An 18054-nucleotide genomic window follows, 5' to 3' on the forward strand; every position below is an offset into this window, starting at 1 on the left:
CTACTTGCCTTGAGCTGCCAACCAATTAGATAATGCCTGGTGAATATTTTTTTGCACCTCTTCTATTAATTGGTTAGCATTAATTGTTATGATTGTGTTATCCTCTGATGCCAATTCAAGATAGCGCTGACGAGTTCGTTTAAAAAAGTCTAATGACTCTTTTTCTATCCGATCTAGTTTCCCGCGATCCCGCGCTCGTTGCAAGCCAAGAGCTGGTTCTATATCAAGATATAGTGTTATATCAGGTCGAAAATTATCCAGTATAGTATTGCTTAATACCTGCATTAATTCTGCGGAAAATTCACGCCCTCCGCCTTGATATGCTTGTGATGATAGATCATGGCGATCACCAATTACTGTTCTTCCCTTTGCAAGAGCAGGTTTGATAACGTATTCAATTAATTGAATACGTGCAGCATAAAGCATGAGTAGCTCCGCTTTATCGGTGACTTTTTCCTCTGCAATACCACACTTAATTAATTTACGCAATTTTTCTGCTAATGGTGTTCCTCCCGGCTCACGGGTGAAATCAATTTCCGTTATTCCTACATTAGTGAGTGTTTCTGCAACAGTTTTTATTGCAGTAGTTTTTCCTGCCCCTTCAAGACCTTCAATAACGATATAACAACTTTTCATTTATTTTTACCATTATCTGTTGCAACAAAATAAAGCTAATTGTTTTTATCTGGATTAGCCTAGGTTTTAACTGAAGCAAGCAATTAGTGAAGGTGGCAACTTAAAAATTAAATAAGGGTTATAAGGATTAATATTATCTAAATCACTATGATAAAGCACCAACTATATTTATTACCTAAACAATATATAACAACAGAATCAGTTTGCAACCTTATTTTTTCTTTAAAGGATTATAATCCCTAATCGCCCTGTGCCTTTTGGTAAAGTAAAAATAATTGTTTCATCAATATTAGCGAAATTTGGTATCTTACAGTAAAATATATAGCTATTACAGCTACTTAACATTACATTAATAAAAAAATAATTAATCACAAGATTAGTCTTGCATACTTTATTTAATACTTGTTTCTTAATCTTACACGATAAAAATTAATCTAATATTAATCATAAAATTAATTTAACTTCAAACAATATGGCAAAAGAAAATTGAATAATTCACGAGAATTATAATGCCATACTGGTTGCTTTAGCTGAGTTAAAATACGGTTAACCGATAATATGGGCATTAAGGCATTAGTAATGATCACCTCATCGCTATGCTCTAATATATTTGGATTGGAGCTTATATAGAAAAGTTCATAATGATTATCAGATAAACTTGCAATAACCTGTTTGCGCATTACACCTTTAACACCAGCGTTATTTAAATTTGGCGTATAAATTTTTTTTCCTTTACGCAAAAAAATATTTGCCGCACAGCAGCCAATCAATATACCATTAGTATCCGTCACAATAGCTTCATCAACATTGCATGATTCAATTTGCTGTTTTATCAATATTTGCTCTAAACGATTTAAATGTTTAATGCCAGCTAAATAACAGTTATTATTTATAGGTATTTTACTAAAAATTAAATCAATACCAGTTTGCCTTTGATTTAGATAAATATCTGGGTAATCAGTTAATGAAATAATGATTGTTGCTTTGTTTAGGCCAGCTATGCTATGCCCTCGGCCACCTTCACCACGACTAATAATAACTTTTATAACCGCTAAATCATTTTTATTCAATTGTGCTATCTGATTTATATCAGATGCCAATTTATGCCAATCTGGTGTAGGTAAAAGTAGCTGTTTAACCCCCTTTTGTAATCTATAAATGTGATGCGATAATAAGGTTGGTTGTTGTCCAACTACACGTATTGTTGTAAAACAGCCATCACCAAATTGAACAGCTCTATCCATTACCGAAATATTATTTCGTTGTTCACCATTAATCCAACATATACATCGCGTTAACGTGTTAATCAAATTGAATACCTACTATTTATCGCTACAGTTTATTGTAAGTTTATTATTTATATTAATACTCAACTTAGTTGAGGCTTTTTTATAAAAAATTATTAATTAGTTGACTTTACGAAAAATAATCGTACCATTCGTCCCGCCAAAGCCAAAAGAATTGCATAATGCGTACAGCATATTTTTCACTCTACGTCTTTTTTTTGGTACAAAATCTAGTCGTCCTGTCTTTACTAATTTGTCTAATTCACTATCTAGATTTTCTAGATTAATTGTTGGAGGAATTATTTGATCTCTTAATGATAAAATTGTAAATATAGATTCAATTGCTCCTGCTGCTCCTAATAAATGACCAGTCATTGATTTAGTCGAGCTAACCAATATTTTATCTTCATAAATCGAGGCTACTGCTCGTGCCTCAGCAATATCTCCTGCCGGTGTTGATGTCCCATGAGCATTAATGTAACCTACTTTTTTTGCGTCTATACCTGCATCATGTAATGCATTTATCATTGCAAGTGCTGCACCTTCCCCATTCTTTGGGGGTGACGTCATATGATATGCATCACTACTCATACCAAAACCAGCAAATTCAGCATAAATTTTAGCTCCTCTAGCTTTAGCATGTTCATACTCTTCTAGCACTAAAATACCAGCACCATCCCCTAATACAAAACCATCTCTCTCCTGATCCCAAGGGCGGCTTGCTCGCTCAGGTTCATCATTACGTCTTGATAAGGCTTTGAGAGAACCAAATCCTGCAATACCTAAAAAGGTACTTGCTTTTTCGGCGCCGCCAGCCAGCATGATATCCGCATCACCATAAGCAATAATACGTGCTGCATGACCAATGTTATGCACACCTGAAGTACAAGCGGTAGCAATAGATATTGTTGGGCCTTTAAAGCCATAAATAATACTTAAGTGTCCAGCAACCATATTAATAATAGTTGAAGGCACAAAAAAAGGACTTACTTTACGCGGGCCATTAGTAAGTAAAGCCTCACAGTTTTTTTGAATTAGGCCTAATCCGCCAATGCCAGAGCCAATTGCTGCGCCAACGCGCCGCGAATTTTTCTCTGTGATTTCTATACCTGCATCTTCGATAGATTGTTTACCTGCAGCAAGTCCATATTGGATAAATAGATCCATTTTGCGCGCATCTTTGGCCGAAATACTATAATCGTCATGATTAAAATCTTTAACTAGACCGGCAAACTTGGTTGTATGGTTTTCAGTGTTAAAATGTTCTATAAGGCTAATGCCACTCTGTCCAGCACATACAGCATTCCAAGATGATTCAACTGTGTTGCCAACAGGAGATAACATGCCCAGTCCAGTCACAACTACTCGACGTTTAGACACGTATATCCTCCACAAAAAGGAATAAGTTGAAACTATAGGCTGCCAATTGCCCGCCTGTGTATAAAAGCTCTTTATAATTAAATTTACGGCTTATGAGCTATGGCTATGAATATAATCAATAGCTGCTTGCACTGTCGTGATTTTTTCTGCTTCTTCATCAGGAATTTCGGTATCAAACTCTTCTTCTAATGCCATTACTAGTTCAACAGTGTCAAGAGAATCGGCCCCTAAATCCTCAACAAATGAAGAATTATTTACAACTTCATCTTCTTTAACACCTAACTGTTCAGCAATTATTTTCTTCACACGTTTTTCAATATCGTTGTCGTTATCAACACGTTGGTCTTTATTGCTCATACTATTTTAATTCCTATTAAAACTCGCTTTCACGATAGTTTTGTATACAGGACGCCACCCAATCCTGGCTATGCTAACCTTATTTAGCACCATTATATGCTATTTTAGCATTAACCATGCAAATGATTCATGGATTTTTAACTCATACACATGCCACCGTTGACATGTAATGTTTCACCGGTGATGTAAGCAGCTTCATCAGAGGATAAGAATGCTACAGCACTGGCAATTTCTTTTGCATCACCTAGACGCCCTACCGGAACATTAGCTAATATGCTTGCTTGTTGTTCATCTGTCAATGCTCGAGTCATATCGGTTTCTATGAACCCGGGTGAAATAACATTTACCGTAATACCACGTGTAGCGACTTCACGCGCTAATGATTTACTAAAAGCGATAACACCGGCTTTAGCTGCGGCATAATTTGCCTGTCCAGCATTACCCAATGTACCTATAACTGAACCAATAGAGATAATGCGACCATAACGTTTTTTCACCATTGAACGCATTATAGCTTTGGATAGACTAAATATAGAAGTTAAGTTTGTATCAATAACTCTATTCCACTCTTCTTTTTTCATTCGCAGCAAGAGATTATCACTAGTAATACCTGCATTATTGACTAAAATATCAATTTCACCAACTTCTTTACGAATTTTAGATAGAGTACTCTCAATAGATTTAGTGTCAGTTACATTCAATATATAACCTTTATTTTTATTACCAAGATAGCCACTAATCACCTCGGTACCTTCTTTGCTTGTAGCAGTACCAACTACTTGAGCACCACGTTCAGCGAACATTTCAGTAATTGAGCGCCCGATACCACGACTTGCCCCAGTTACCAAGGCTATTTTTCCATCAAAACTCATTTTTTTCTCAATTATTTATCAACGCAGTAATTAATGATTTAGTATCATTAATTGCTGCTGAATTAATCGTACTCACAATGCGCTTATTTAACCCAGTTAATACTTGGCCTGGCCCTATTTCTAATAGTTGCACGATCCCTTGCTTAGCAATGAATTCGATTGTTTCCACCCAGCGTACAGGCTTGTACAGCTGCTTGATTAAAGCATGCCGAATACTCTCTACTGAATTTTCGATTTTAACATCTACATTATTTACAACAGCAATATTAGGCTTATTAAATACAACTGCTTCTAATACTTGTGCTAATTTTTTAGCTGCTGGTTGCATCAATGCACAATGTGAAGGTACACTGACAGCCAACGGTAAAGTAAGTTTTGCACCAGTAGCCTTACATAAGGCTACTGCTCTCTTAACAGCATTCTTTTCACCAGCAATAACAATCTGCCCTGGTGAATTAAAATTAACTGCAGAAACTATTTGTCCTTGTGCAGCTTGCTGGCATGATGCTAATACTGATTGATTATCTAACCCAATAATTGCGTACATAGCACCTATCCCTGCTGGCACAGCCTCTTGCATAAATTTCCCGCGTAGTTCTACTAATTTAACCGCAGATTTAAAATCGATAACATCGGCACAGACCAATGCAGAATATTCACCTAAACTATGGCCTGCCATTAGTTTAGGAATTTTTCCTTTGTTTTCCTTCCATACTCGAAAAATTGCTACAGATGCAGATAAAAGTGCTGGCTGCGTTTTCCAAGTTTTATTTAATTCCTCTTCGGAGCCATTTTGGATCAAATCCCATAAACTATATCCTAAGACATTAGAAGATTCCTCAAATGTTTCTTCTACTACTGCAAACTCTTTTGCTAGATTAGCTAACATGCCCATAAATTGAGAACCTTGGCCAGGAAAGATCATTGCAAAGTTAGACATTGTTATTTTCCTGTATAATTTAAAAACGGATCAGCGCTGAACCCCAAGTAAAACCGCCACCAAATGCTTCAAGCAATACTATTTGCCCTCGCTGTATTCGGCCATCTCTAACTGCTTCATCAAAAGCAGTAGGTACTGAAGCTGCTGAAGTATTACCGTGTCTATCCAGGGTAATAACAACTTTATTAATTGGCATAGCCAGTTTTTTTGCGGTTGCTTGAATAATACGTAAATTAGCTTGATGAGGCACTAACCAATCTAATTCTGATTTATCTAGTGCATTTTTTTCTAATGTTTCATCCACAATATTAGCTAATTCATTTACGGCGATCTTAAAAACCTCATTACCAGCCATTGTGACATAAGTTGGCTCTAAGTATTTACGATGCTCTTGATGGCGTAAAGTTAATAAATCACCATAATTACCATTAGCATGTAAATGTGTTGATAAAATTCCTGGCGCTTTTGAACAACCGACTACGATTGCACCAGCAGCATCACCAAATAAAATAAGTGTACTCCGATCATTTGGATCTAAGACTCTAGATAATACATCAGAACCAATAATTAATGCCTTCTTCGCCATACCAGTTCTAATAAATTGATCACTAATACTTAATGCATAAGTGAAGCCAGCACATGCAGCAGCAACATCAAATGCTGCACAAATTTTAATGCCCAATATTTGCTGAATTTGGCACGCGGCACTGGGAAAAGCGTGGGTAGAAGAAGTCGTTGCTACAATAATTAAATCAATTGCATTAGCTGCAATGCCAGCCATTGCTAAAGCTTTTTGCGAAGCGCTAGCACCCATTGTAGATACGTCATCTTCGATTGTGGCAATGCGGCGTTCTTTAATCCCTGTTCTGGTAGTTATCCATTCATCAGAAGTATCTACCATTTTTTCTAAATCAGCATTCGTACGAATCTGTACAGGCAAATAACTGCCAGTACCTAAGATTTTTGTATACATTTTGCTCTAATCACTCTTGGGTAGTAAGGTATTCAAGCTAGTTGAAATTCTATCAGGAATTTGCTTTTCTACCTTCTGAATCGTCTGTTCAATTGCAGCTTTAAATGCTTTTAGGTTTGCCGCTCCATAACTTTTAATTACCATGCCATTAATTACAATGCCATGTAATCCTAGAATTGAATCACCATGATATGGATCAGGATCCAAGTGCCCAAAACGGATTGAGATATTTTTCTGTAACTACGGTTTAATCAACTTTATCATCCATGATGTCAGAACTTTCATTTTTGTTAACTTGGCATTACTTGTGAAATAGTCATAAATAAATATATTAGCTTTTATCACGTCAAATTGTACTAGCAAACTATATCATTTAACATTAGCGCCTAAATCAGGTATAACGGTTTTATCATATTTTTGATTTAGCAAAATCATTATCAATGATGTTTTTCAAAACTATTTATTTTTGCAACATAATTATTGCTAACCCAATAAGTACACCAATATTTCCAGCACTAATACATGCTTGAGACTGACCAGAACTAACTAATTATCAAACAATCTACGTTGAATAGTCTTTAATTTGCTTACTTATAATGGCTTAATGTCATTAGTAATAGCATTCTTAGCAGAAATAGCTGTTCTGCACGCAGATAGATCTGCAATTGATAAGTTTAAAATTTTGGGAATACTGACCAGTTAATAATTTTAACTGTTGGTTACAAAGGAGTGCCTGCAATGCAGGCAGGTACATTAACATAGGGTGTGCATCGTACCTTGTATAAGGTTAAATTAGCCAAGGCATTAATAATTTAATAATTAACACAACAACTATTTATTAAAAAAGTTACGGCCAAGATAATAGCCATTAGAAGTCATATGATGACGCAAATGAGTTTCACCAGAAGTTTTATCTACTGATACTTCGGCATTTTTCAATGTATCATGTAATCGACGCATACCTCGTTTAGAACGAGTAGGTTTATTTTTTTGTACGGCCATTGCCATTACTCCTTAAGTATTTTTTTTAAAATTAACTAAAATGGCAAATGCATTTGTATTTTTTCCTCGTTAGATAACTAACCAAAAACACATCCAGAGTTATGAAACTAGATTACTGGCAAAGAGATAATTATTTCATTTTTAATCATTACTAGCAAATCTATTTTACTAAATTTATCACTAGTAATTTGCTCATCTTCTTCTGGTAAGAATGACAGGACCAAAAGAATAAGTTACATGAATATTATGGTGGTTAATAATTTTACCATGATGTTCACATTTTAATGTGACATAGGCACCATAGTAGCCCTTTATAACAACTAAGGGTAATTTAACTTTTTGTATAAGGCGCTTTGTATAAAGCGCTTATTTTATATTTGTAATGAGATATAGTCAAAGAAAAATCTTGCTTTTCCTCTTTTTTACCAAAATTGGCGATTAAATATTAATTTAGTTTTAAATATCTCATATCATTTGACTATCTATTTTAGATATTTGATGAAATCAATTTTATTGACCTCTATGTCATCTTCATGCAATCAACTATTGCCAAAGTTAGCATTAATTAATGAATCTACAACTTTTCTTGTTACTAGCTTAGTTTTTTGAAAAAGCAAAATAATTAGTTACTAAATATCCTACATATTCATAATAAAGCAACCAAGCATATAGTAAATACCGTAAAATACAATGCTAAATTTGAAACTTTTACTGTTGATATTTAATGGATATATAAATTAATTAAAAATTATCTAATAAGCACTAAAGAAGATCATTATCAATGCGTGATAGTTTTGATGTCAGAATGTTGATGTATAATATTATTAAAACAACTTATTGGACGATATCAAAATGCTTTAGGTTGCTAAATTTAATTTTTAAAATCAATATGTTAAGCGTTGATAACACCAATCTGTAAAATTAATTATCTCATTACATATATAAATAAAACTAGTTGATAATTCAACTTGATTTGCATATTTAATTGGCAATGTATTATTCCTTACGTAATAATGCTAAACAAATCTTAAGTTGTTGATCTAAAGGGGCGTTAAAAGTTAATTTTTCTCCCGTGACTGGATGAATAAAAATTAACGAACTAGCATGTAAAAAAAGTCTTTTTAAACCAGTAAATGTTAATTCTTTATCAAAATTTGGATCACCATAACGGTTATCATATGCAATAGGATGCTTGGCATATTGCGCATGTACTCTAATCTGATGTGTTCTCCCTGTTATTGGAAATGCATTTACTAATGTAGCATTAGAAATGCGTTCTTTAATTTGAAAATAGGTTTCTGAATATTTACCATTGCTGTTAACTTTTACTATTCGTTCTCCATTTTGGGAAATTACCTTTAATAAAGGTACTTGAATAACTTTAATATGCGACGGCCATTGCCCTTTTACTAGTGCAACATACTGTTTTTGTATTTTTTTCTGACTTAACTGTTGATGTAATGCCCTAAGCGCTGAACGTTTTTTCGCTATCAGTAAAACACCAGATGTTTCCAGATCTAATCTATGGACAAGTTCCAAAAAATGTGCTTCAGGATGTAATGCGCGTAAAGCCTCAATAACGCCAAAATTTACCCCACTACCTCCATGAACAGCCATACCGGAAGGTTTATTTAAAACTAGTAGATACTGATCTTCGTAAAGTATATAATCAGTTAATATGGCCACTTTACCCAATTTAGCCGAAATAACATTCTTTTGTTTCTTCGCTAACCGAACTGGGGGGATCCTGATAAAATCACCTGCTTGAACTTTATATTCAGGGTTTATTCTACCGTTATTTATTCTTACTTCACCTTTTCTAATAAGGCGATAAATTCTACTCTTAGGAATACCTTTTAAACGTGTGAATAAAAAATTATCAATACGTTGGCCTGCTTGATCATTATTGATAGTAACAAACTGAACTTGATTATGAATTATCATAATTTAATTATAATATGTTATTAATATTTAAGTTTGTTAAATATTGCGATCTAATATTATGATTACTTGTTTCAATTTTTGCTTAAATTTTGTTAAGTTATTTATTAAAGAAATTGTTTCTTATTATTATCTATAAAAATGCAATAAACAGCAAAAGTTATCTTGATAACTACCTATAAGCAGTGGAATAATTAAAAGTTGCCATGATATTTATTAAAACAAGTGTTAGCGTAATTTTAGATCGATGTATTTAAAATGACATATAAATTTAGCAATGTTGTCAGACAGTGTATACAATAAAAAATAAATTGTTGAATTGTGAATAAAGATTTATTAGGTTAGTTAACCTTATACATTGAATAAATTCAGCAACAGTACTAATTTAAGTATCCATAAGTTTATTTAAACGTAGCTTCACCGAAAAATTGTGTTTCAATATAATCTCCACTTGCTCGATTAATGATCTTGTAAAAGTTACGAAGCCATCAGTTAACAGTAACAATTTTTAGTCGTAACTTTTTTGACTTAGTAGAAAAATGAGTATTTGTAATGAAAAGAATGTTAATTAACGCCACTCAACAAGAAGAGTTGCGCGTTGCTCTTGTTGATGGGCAATGTCTTTATGACCTAGATATTGAAAATCCTGGACACGAACAAAAAAAAGCAAATATTTACAAAGGCAAAATTACCCGTATAGAACCTAGTCTGCAAGCAGCATTTGTTGACTATGGATCAGAAAAACACGGTTTTCTTCCAATTAAAGAAATTGCACAGGAATATTTTCCGAGTAATTATCAACCCTATGGTCGCCCAAACATAAAAGATGTTTTAAAAGAAGGCCAGGAAGTTATTATTCAAGTTGATAAAGAAGAACGAGGAAATAAAGGGGCAGCATTAACTACTTATATTAGTTTAGCAGGTAGTTATCTTGTATTAATGCCAAATAACCCACGTGCAGGTGGTATATCACGACGTATTGAAGGTGAATGTCGCACAGAAATAAAAGAAGCATTACCATCATTAGAAATACCCAATGGTATGGGATTAATTGTCCGTACTGCTGGTGTAGGTAAATCAGCAGAAACTCTACAACAAGATCTAGAATATCGTCTTAAACATTGGCAAGCAATAAAAAAAGCAGCAGAAACCCGAGCAGCACCTTTCCTTATTCATCAAGAAAGTAATGTTATTGTGCGTGCGTTTCGTGATTACTTGCGCACTGATATTGGTGAAATCCTGATTGATAATGCTAAAATTGTCGAGATGGCCCACCTTCATATTGAAGCTATTGGTCGTGGAGGTTTTACAAGTAAAATTAAATACTACAGTGGAGATGTTCCACTATTTAGCCACTATCAAATCGAATCACAGATTGAATCCGCTTTTCAGCGTGAAGTTCGTTTACCGTCTGGTGGTGTATTGGTTATTGACACTACTGAGGCATTAACTGCTATCGATATCAATTCATCACGTTCAACCCGTGGTGGCGATATAGAAGAAACAGCTTTGCAAACAAATTTAGAAGCAGCTGATGAAATTGCTCGTCAATTACGGTTACGGGATTTAGGTGGATTGATTGTTATTGATTTTATTGATATGACACTTGTTAGACATCAACGTGAAGTTGAAAATCGCCTGCGTGAAGCTGTACGTCAAGACAGAGCTCGTATCCAAATAACTCGTATATCGCGATTTGGGCTACTTGAAATGTCACGCCAACGTTTAAGTCCGTCACTTGGTGAATCTAGTCATCACGTTTGTTCACGTTGTGGCGGTACAGGAACAATCCGTGATAATGAATCACTTTCACTCTCTATTTTACGTTTGATTGAAGAAGAAGCTTTAAAAGAAAATACGCATGAAGTACATGCTATTGTACCGGTACAAATTGCTTCTTATCTACTGAATGAAAAACGTAAATCTGTTAATGAAATTGAACGGCGGCAACACAATATACGTGTTATTATTGTTCCTAACGATCAGATGGAATCACCGCATTATAATGTAATCCGCATTCGTAAAGGTGAAGAAATTTCATCATTAAGTTACTATCTTGCGCAATACCACGAAGCTGAAATAAATAATTTAGCAGATGATACCACTAGTGAGAAAAAGTTACCTGAACAACCAGCTATTTCTACTTTTGCTATCCAATCTCAAGCAGATACTAAAAATGCTGTGTTTGTTAATGGCAAATTAAGTAAACAAAGTAAATCAATTAATAAGCAAACTTCAACAAGATTATTTAATCGAATTACCTCTTTCTTGAAAAAATTATTTATCGAATCACAACGACCAATTGAAACAAATGATATAAAATTGAATAGCAGTAATGATAAGCGACGTAATAATAATCGGCGTAATAATCGTCGGCCAACTCAACGTCGTGAACAGAATGATAATATCGATAACCGTCAAAATAGCGGATATACCAATGAGTATCAATCGCGTAAGAGCTGTAATCAGCAGAGTTATTGTAATGATACTCAAGATAGTGCTGTATGTGAAACTCAACAACAGCATTGCGAACAGCGTGCTGCACGTTCCCTTCGTCAGGAAGAAAAAAAACAGCAGCAACTTGAAACTAAAACGAAACCACTAGATAAGAAAGAGTCTGAAACAGAAAGAATGGTTGTTATCTCTCCTCGCCGTCACCAGCGCCAACTGGTTCAGGTTCAATCTATGTCGGTGGCAAATAGTATGACTAAGCAACAACAACTACCTATTGATAAAGAATATCATATTACCAATGGTGTAGATGCAGTACCTGCGTTAACTGCCGACTATATTTGGCCAAATGCTGAATCAATATCGAAACAAAAAACCATAGATGTGCTGCTCACAGCACAGTCTGAATATCAAGAATCATCCGCTAATTATACTAATAAACGACAAGAGAGAATTATTCCGCGCAGATCAAGAAGATCTGTGCGCCACTTACGTGTTAGTGGGCAACGGCGGCGTCGCTATCGTGATGAACATCAAATAAAATCATTAGTCCCATTAAAAATGGCTGTTGCCTCGCCTGAATTATCTTCAGGTAAAGTCTGGATTATCTACCCAATTAAGCTCAATGAATTGAATAAAATATCATCTCTAGTCCATATAAAATTAGCGAAAATAGATCGCCTTTAATACGTCATGTAGTATAACTTATAACTTAGGTTATTTAATGAACGTCATACTGAGCGAAAACTTTTTATAAAATCATCAAATTGCTTCATGATATTGAAGCGCCTAGGGATTGGCAGCTCTAGTAACAGGTTGTCAAAGCTTTAAAGATTTTTTTACTCTACTGAATATTTTTAATTATTGTTCAATATAGTTGCTGATTTTATAGTTGGTCTGTATGGTGGCATCGGCAGTTGATTCAACTTTGATTTACTGAGGAATGAGATACTACTAATAAAAATGCTAATAGTATCACTATACAGATCTATTTTAGCAAAAATAGAAAAGATAATACTTGTCCAGTGATTTAATTATCATTGATCAATTTTAATCGGTTATTAGGAATAAACAATGAATGAACCTAATCAAACTAAAGAGGTAAAGATGGTATCAACGCTATATATTGTACCAACTCCTATTGGTAATTTAGATGATATTACTCTGCGTGCATTGCAGATCCTTAAGCAAGTAGAGCTTATTGTAGCTGAAGATACTCGTCGTACCGGTTTATTATTGCAGCATTTTGCTATTAATAACCGCATGATATCCTTACATGTTCATAATGAACAGAAGAAAACAGATCAATTAATTACTCAATTAAAACAAGGAATAAGTATAGCATTAGTTTCTGATGCAGGGACCCCGATAATTAATGATCCTGGTTATCATCTTGTAAAATATTGTCATCAAGCAGGTATTCTGGTAGTTCCTTTACCTGGTCCATGTGCAGCGATGACAGCCCTTTCTGCTTCTGGTATCGCCTCAGATAGATTTTGTTATGAAGGTTTTTTGCCCGCAAAACGGAAGAGCAGACAAGATGTCTTACATGGGTTAACTAAGAATTCTAGAACACTTATTTTTTATGAATCACCTCATCGTTTATTAGAAACCTTAGCTGATATGGTTGCTATTTGGGGTGCTAAGCGTTATGTTGTTTTAGCTCGGGAATTAACAAAAACTTGGGAATCAATTTATGGTTTGCCGGTTGGAGAACTACTTGATTGGGTAAAATTTGATGAAAATCGTTATCGGGGTGAAATGGTATTAGTAGTTGAGGGTTATAGGGTAGCAAAAAATAGTAAACCAGTCATTTCCTGTGATGTGATGAAAACGTTAGCGTTACTACAACAATCATTGCCGTTAAAAAAAGCGGCAGGAATTACAGCAGAAATTTATGGGTTAAAGAATAATACATTATATAAATATATTCTTGAACAACAAGTTAGTGCTGATAATGTAATTAAGTAGATTAGCTGTTAGCTAGTTAAGATAAATAACTATACAAAGTAATATTAAATTGTTATAGTAATATGCTAGAGTTAGCTAGACAACCACTGTTCTGTTATTTGTTACTATCAGTGATTGGATAATAGAGGGGAGGAAAGTCCGGGCTCCATAGGGCAGGGTGCCAGATAACGTCTGGGGAGCAAAAGCTTACGACTAGTGCAACAGAGAGTAAACCGCCGATGGCTATTAAGCACAGGTAAGGGTGAAAGGGTGCGGTAAGAGCGCACCGCGCAACTGGCATCAGTTTGCGGCATTGTAAACTCCACCCGGAGCAAGGCCAAACAGGGATCACAGATGCGGCCCGTATCGAACCCGGGTAGGCTGCTTGAGACAGTACGCAAGTGCGGTCCTAGATGAATGGTTGTCTACGACAGAACCCGGCTTATCGGCTGATTCAAAACATTAAAGACCTCATTATAAGTAAACTTATAACGGGGTTTTATTTTTTTACTATTTAGGAGTGCAATATAATTAATAAAACAATTCTTTATTATCGATAATATCTATAAGCACTGCTTATTCAAGTAATTTTTTGACGTCAGACGGTATAGGTTGCTTGATTAATGATAAAGCTATAAATATGAGGAGTAATTTTCTTTACACCAGCAATTAATCCAATTTTAAAAATTTATGTTTTATTTTACAATTAATATTCTTAGTGATATTTTAAGCCTTTTATATTTTATAATTTTATTAAACTAGCTTCCATATCTTTTAGTATTTTAATTTTTATTTCAACAAAAATAACGGTATTTTGATAATTATAGCTTAGTCGTTAGGTCAGGTATAATTTTTTAACCACTTCGGGAGTTAGTGAAATAAGCGTATTAACAATAGAATAGTTAGATCTTCATTTCACAAGACTGTTAGCTAGACTAGTAAATACCTTATATTTTTAGGCTGAATAACTTATTAGATTGGTAGATCGTCTGCACCTAAAACGATAGAAAGGTTATTATCTATTTCACTAGCAGTATAGTAATATTTAAATAGCACTATTAAATATGTTAGCCTTTTTCATTATTTATATTATAAGTACAATTAATCAATTTAATCTAACACCTGAACATCCATTTCTATTAGGACTGCCTATAGGCGTAACACAACTATATACCTCTCATGAGTTAATTAATATCTTGAAAGTAGGTAAAATTAGTGTTTAATATATAGTTACTTTTAATATTGATGAATGCTACCACGCCAATAAGGCATTAGTTGTGGTATAAATATCGATTAATTATATGTAGACTATTCCGACAAAAAACTTAAAATATTTTGTCAATTATAATTTGACATCATTTATTAATTTACTAATTAAATTCTGAAATTATTATTAAACTAGAATAAGTAAATAATTTTACCTATTATCATATTTTTATTTATACTATAATAGTATAATATTATGTATGTATTAACCAACTGTATTATTTATACATATTATAAAATACTGAACTATTATTCAGTTTCTATTTTATGGGTTAATTACTTAATTATCATCAGAATATTTTATTTCATGTATTTTTAAAATATAATCCTAGTGCTAGATATTTATTTATCTATAAGTAAATAGATGCGTTTTTGTACATATCAATGATAATCCAGCAAATATCTAAACTGATACTCTATCAATTATGCAAAAAAAAATCAAATGACTACCTATATGTACCCATAATTATGAATATATTTGTTATACTTCTACCGATTAGTTAGTTATATTTACAATACTCCTAATGTATATGCAGTAATTATTCCAGATGATATAGATTATGGTAATTTATTATGTGTTGATAAAATAGTATATTAAGTGGTTCATTCTTAACAAGTATAGATATTATCAAAAATATCGTTTAATATGTAGGTATTGCATTAGATTAAGCGTTATGAATTACTACATTTTATCCAGAAATATAAGATTATAAATTTTACCGTATTAAATTATAACTTCATCATCCCCAAAACAATTGTTAATTTTGGTAAAATAGCACTTTAATGAGTATATATACATATACTGATGAGTAACAATGACATCTTGAAGTAAATTGGTAATATTTATTTAGTTAAACAATTAACTAGTGATATGGTATATCGAATTATTGATCAATATGGTCTTATTTATCAAATTTAGTTCTTAGAATAGAGTTAATTGTCGCTTGTTTTGTTAGCATAACTAAAAAAAACTTCCATAGTGTGTAGCTTAATTGAAAAGTCGCCCAACAAGCGTTTACCGGTGGTAGACTACAAATTTACATTATTGTTGAACATTATGTTTTTATAGCATTGATGTGAGATTATACTTTAACTACTGCTACATTAGCACTTTAATCCTTAAACAGTAAAATGCTCGCTGAAGCATATTCACTCATCACGTAAACTGATCCAAAAAGTAGAAAATAATTTAATTATAGTATAGCCATGAACATTTAATTAAAACAGATTATAGAAAAATTATTCTTAATCGTTATGAAGTAGCAGTCTAGAGATAGAGATACAATATTTTGCGCTAATTGTTTTACTTTTTCCTATTAGCAAATAGGTTGATAACCAATTGCATTTTACTGCAATAAACTAATAAGATGATTTTAAATTATTACGTTTTTTTTAAAACAGCATCATTCGTTGCATTAGCAAGAATAGCTTAACTTAATTAACTTATATATTGAATATATAAAGCTATTATTATTTGATTATAACTCCGTTATTTTGGGTTGATTTTATCGACAAAATAATTTCAACCCAAACAAACAGATACGATACTTTTCTGCATAAATTGTAAAAAAATCAGTTGACGACTCAGGTTGATATACGCATAATGCGCCCCGCAACTTCGATAAAGTTTGCTCAAAAGATGGCTGCGTAGCTCAGCTGGTTAGAGCACATCACTCATAATGATGAGGTCACAGGTTCGATTCCCGTCGTAGCCACCATATTTTGCGGGAGTGGTGAAATTGGTAGACGCACTAGATTTAGGTTCTGGCGCCGAAAGGTATGCGAGTTCAAGTCTCGCCTCCCGCACCATTCTTTATAAAAATTATTCATATTCTCGTTGGGGTATAGCCAAGCGGTAAGGCACCAGGTTTTGATCCTGGTATCCCAGGTTCGAATCCTGGTGCCCCAGCCATTAAGTTTAATAAACTATAAAAATCAAAAATACTGAGCTTCATTTAAAAAGAATAAGTTACATGTAAAAAAATATTTTTATTAACAATAATTTTGCTAGTTTATTTCTAGCATGTTTTAGTTAAATATTGCTAATAGTAAAAGGTAGCCGAAAAATACAGTAATTGTTTGATAATTTATTCAAATAATGCCATTTTATTATAAATTTGTCGGCAATTAATTTTATTTTTGATCTTAATATAATTTGGTGTTACTAATACTTAGCTTTAATAAATAGATCATATTACTTATATATATAACGATCTATTTAAAAAAACAAACAGCTATATATATTATGTAGCTAATGAATTATAAAAAAATAATAAATCTAATTGGTTTTTTATCTAAAGTACCTATGCTCATATTTATAATGTTATTCCACCGCCATCTCCCAAAGTACAAGTACAACTGAGTGCTAAAACTAGTAAATAAGGCTGTTTTAACGGAATAAAAGGTGCAGGTTAACAGGAGCAAACTTTTTTTACTAAGCAGCCAATTGCTATGGCTGCACCCAAAACCATTACAATGGTATAATTTTTATCTGTTCTATTCATATCAACTTAGTGATTAATAGTCATCAATCTAATATTAGGCCTAGTTTTTATTAAGTAATAATCTATCAACATCAACCATACTGGTTACCAATGCTATAACCGAATAAAACACGGATTAAAATTTTCTAATTTAATACATATCTCAGTACGACTGATTTTGCTATTTAAAACTTTGATTATACAAAATGTTGACAAATAAAAAACTCTATATTAGAACATGGTATGAATATGATTTATTTAAAATAGTTAACCTGCTCAACAGCATCCACGGATGTTAATTAACAGATATTGCTGAAGAAGCTAATATTATACTGATAAATACTTGCTTAATTTGTTAAAAAGCTCAATGAGGTAGTAAGATAATATTGTGATTATGTTTTATTTGAATCGTATAATTAACCGCGCAATGAGGTGAATTAGGCAGCTCAATATATTACTTTCGGTATTGGTCTAACCTAACCTATTTTTTAAAAATGCGGCCCTTGATGCCTAATAA

At 33.1% G+C, this 18054-nt stretch carries 12 protein-coding genes, 3 tRNA genes and 1 other RNA gene; 6 read left to right on the forward strand and 10 right to left on the reverse strand.

Annotation, left to right across the window (positions count from 1 at the left end; all coding sequences use genetic code 11):
• The 10 genes from tmk to rluC form a co-directional block, all read right to left on the reverse strand.
• On the reverse strand, positions 1-636 hold the full coding sequence (gene tmk / locus WBAF_RS02020; protein WP_121463389.1) for a dTMP kinase: 636 nt from the start codon (positions 634-636) through the stop codon (positions 1-3).
• Positions 637-1088: 452 nt separating this feature from the next.
• Positions 1089-1946, reverse strand: coding sequence for an aminodeoxychorismate lyase (gene pabC, locus WBAF_RS02025; protein ID WP_241962855.1), 858 nt, complete (start codon positions 1944-1946; stop codon positions 1089-1091).
• 96 nt (positions 1947-2042) lie between these two features.
• Positions 2043-3302, reverse strand: coding sequence for a beta-ketoacyl-ACP synthase II (fabF, locus tag WBAF_RS02030; RefSeq protein WP_121463390.1), 1260 nt, complete (start codon positions 3300-3302; stop codon positions 2043-2045).
• A 90-nt stretch (positions 3303-3392) separates the two neighbouring features.
• A complete protein-coding gene (gene acpP / locus WBAF_RS02035; protein WP_121463391.1) occupies positions 3393-3659 on the reverse strand; it encodes an acyl carrier protein in 267 nt (88 codons plus the stop codon).
• Between the two features lie 137 nt (positions 3660-3796).
• Entirely contained in the window at positions 3797-4531 is a 735-nt protein-coding gene (gene fabG, locus WBAF_RS02040) for a 3-oxoacyl-ACP reductase FabG (protein ID WP_121463392.1), read from the reverse strand.
• Between the two features lie 7 nt (positions 4532-4538).
• The gene (fabD, locus tag WBAF_RS02045; RefSeq protein WP_121463393.1) at positions 4539-5471 is read right to left on the reverse strand and encodes an ACP S-malonyltransferase; all 933 of its coding nucleotides are present in this window, start codon (positions 5469-5471) and stop codon (positions 4539-4541) included.
• A gap of 19 nt (positions 5472-5490) precedes the next feature.
• Complete coding sequence (locus WBAF_RS02050; RefSeq protein ID WP_121463394.1) at positions 5491-6444, reverse strand: beta-ketoacyl-ACP synthase III; 954 nt, start codon at positions 6442-6444, stop codon at positions 5491-5493.
• A gap of 6 nt (positions 6445-6450) precedes the next feature.
• Positions 6451-6672, reverse strand: a complete 222-nt coding sequence (locus WBAF_RS02055) for a hypothetical protein (RefSeq protein WP_121463395.1) — start codon at positions 6670-6672, stop codon at positions 6451-6453.
• A 603-nt stretch (positions 6673-7275) separates the two neighbouring features.
• Positions 7276-7446: a 50S ribosomal protein L32 gene (gene rpmF, locus WBAF_RS02060; RefSeq protein ID WP_121463396.1), complete on the reverse strand. Its 171-nt coding sequence runs from the start codon at positions 7444-7446 to the stop codon at positions 7276-7278.
• Positions 7447-8442: 996 nt separating this feature from the next.
• Positions 8443-9390, reverse strand: coding sequence for a 23S rRNA pseudouridine(955/2504/2580) synthase RluC (gene rluC / locus WBAF_RS02065; protein ID WP_121463397.1), 948 nt, complete (start codon positions 9388-9390; stop codon positions 8443-8445).
• A gap of 549 nt (positions 9391-9939) precedes the next feature.
• Between rluC and rne the strand changes: the two genes are divergently transcribed.
• The 6 genes from rne to WBAF_RS02095 all read left to right on the forward strand — a co-directional run bounded on the left by rne (position 9940) and on the right by WBAF_RS02095 (position 16966).
• On the forward strand, positions 9940-12525 hold the full coding sequence (gene rne, locus WBAF_RS02070; RefSeq protein WP_121463398.1) for a ribonuclease E: 2586 nt from the start codon (positions 9940-9942) through the stop codon (positions 12523-12525).
• A 387-nt stretch (positions 12526-12912) separates the two neighbouring features.
• Positions 12913-13809 carry a 16S rRNA (cytidine(1402)-2'-O)-methyltransferase gene (rsmI, locus tag WBAF_RS02075; protein WP_121463399.1) on the forward strand — a complete coding sequence of 299 codons (897 nt, stop codon included), beginning with the start codon at positions 12913-12915 and terminating at the stop codon, positions 13807-13809.
• A gap of 67 nt (positions 13810-13876) precedes the next feature.
• An RNA gene (gene rnpB / locus WBAF_RS02080) (RNase P RNA component class A) lies at positions 13877-14249 on the forward strand.
• A 2446-nt stretch (positions 14250-16695) separates the two neighbouring features.
• Positions 16696-16772 (forward strand) — tRNA-Met (locus WBAF_RS02085).
• 6 nt (positions 16773-16778) lie between these two features.
• Positions 16779-16863: transfer RNA gene (locus WBAF_RS02090), tRNA-Leu, on the forward strand.
• 29 nt (positions 16864-16892) lie between these two features.
• Positions 16893-16966 (forward strand) — tRNA-Gln (locus WBAF_RS02095).
• Positions 16967-18054 lie beyond the last annotated feature (1088 nt).

The sequence above is a fragment of the Arsenophonus endosymbiont of Aleurodicus dispersus genome, assembly GCF_900343015.1.
GTDB lineage: Bacteria > Pseudomonadota > Gammaproteobacteria > Enterobacterales > Enterobacteriaceae > Arsenophonus.